Annotated in this window: 2 protein-coding genes; one reads left to right on the forward strand and one right to left on the reverse strand. The window is 60.1% G+C overall.

All coding sequences use genetic code 11. The features are described from left to right. Window positions 1–103: 103 nt before the first annotated feature. Window positions 104–1,222 (forward strand): IS110 family RNA-guided transposase, encoded by a 1,119-nt coding sequence (locus AC0L21_RS37850; protein ID WP_275199710.1) that lies wholly within the window; start codon window positions 104–106, stop codon window positions 1,220–1,222. A 183-nt stretch (window positions 1,223–1,405) separates the two neighbouring features. Here the strand turns inward: AC0L21_RS37850 and AC0L21_RS37855 are convergent. Then, window positions 1,406–1,592 (reverse strand): hypothetical protein (locus AC0L21_RS37855; RefSeq protein ID WP_377791628.1); only part of this gene is annotated, 187 nt, incomplete at its 5' end.

The raw sequence follows: 1,592 nt of genomic DNA on the forward strand, positions 1-1,592 counted from the left end.
CTAGACTGTATGTCCCCCCACAAAATGAGGCGACTCACCCTCGATGTTGCGACGAGGGTTGCCCGGATGGACCGGGTAGAGCCTCAAACAAGGAGGGCGAGTCGTGGGTCATCATACCGAGGTCTTTGTCGGAATCGATACGTCAAAATCGCGCAATGCTATAGCCATTGCCGATGGCGGCCGTGGCGGCGAGGTACGATATCTCGGGGAGTTTCCTGCCACGGAGGCAGCGATCCGAAAGCTGGTGGCAAAGCTTGCAGCGAAATGCTGTCAGTTGACGTTTTGCTACGAAGCAGGGCCAACAGGATACGGTCTCTACAGACTGCTCAAGAGCCTCGGCCATGACTGCCTGGTGGTGGCCCCCTCGCTCGTTCCGAAGAAGGCCGGCGATCGAGTGAAGACGAACCGGCGCGATGCGGTAAGCCTCGCCAAGCTGTTGCGCGCGGACGAGCTCACGGCGGTGTGGGTGCCGGACGAGCGCCATGAGGCTATGCGCGATCTCTCGCGCGCCCGTCAAGCAGTGAAGAAGGACCTCCAGGGCAAGCGTCAACAGATCTCGTCATTGATGCTGCGGCTGGGACGCATCTATCCGGGCAAGACAACGTGGGGACCAGCCCACATGAGATGGCTCATGTCGCAGAAGCTCGAGCATCGCGAGCAGCGCATCGCATTCGAAGAGTTACTTGAGGGGATACGCCAGGAAAGTGAGCGGCTGGAGCGTTTGGAAGATGCCATCCGCGAGGTAGTACCCGAGTGGTCGCTCGCCGAGGTTGTGTCGGCCCTGCAGGCGGTGCGTGGGATTGATCTCATTGCGGCTGTGGGGGTGCTGGCTGAGATCGGTGATCTATCCCGCTTTCAAAATCCGCGCGAGCTGATGGGCTATCTGGGTCTGGTGCCCACAGAAAACTCGACTGGCGACCAAGTCAAGCGAGGCGGCATCACCAAAGCCGGTAATGGGCGGGCGCGACGTATTCTTGTAGAGGCGGCCTGGAGCTATCGATATCCGCCGCGCGTGAGCCGAGACAAGCAGCCAAAGGTGGAGGCCGCACCGAGAGTCGCGCGCGAGATTGCGTGGAAAGCGCAAACCAGGCTGTGCGGACGCTTCCGCTCACTCGAGCGGAAGGGCAAGCGGCGAACCGTAATCGTCACGGCGATTGCCCGAGAGCTATCCGCCTTCATTTGGGCGATCAATCGCGAGCTCATGCCACCTCGACAGGCGTGACATCGTTGGGGGCTGTGGACCGCTCGAGTCGTGAGGTGCGCTCGACCGGCCCACAGCCCCCTTTGTTGCAATCAAGATCAGGGGGCAGTCGCAGACATTAATCGTGCAGAAGTGAAGGCGGGACCACGGCAGGGGAAATCCTGAAATCCATTATGTGGCCGATCATCCGATCGACGCCCGACGCTAGACCAGGGACAGCCCCAGACGAAAAAACGGAAATGCGGTATCCAACCCGCGCATCAGAGCCTGTTCACCGACGTCTTTGAGTCCCGCCTTCTCCTCTGCACGATCCATCGGCACAAGAACTTCACGATGAGTCCTCGTGGAGATGAGAAACCGTGCGCTGTGTGCTTGACTGGGGACATCAGAA

It is taken from the genome of Bradyrhizobium sp. WSM4873, assembly GCF_055811355.1.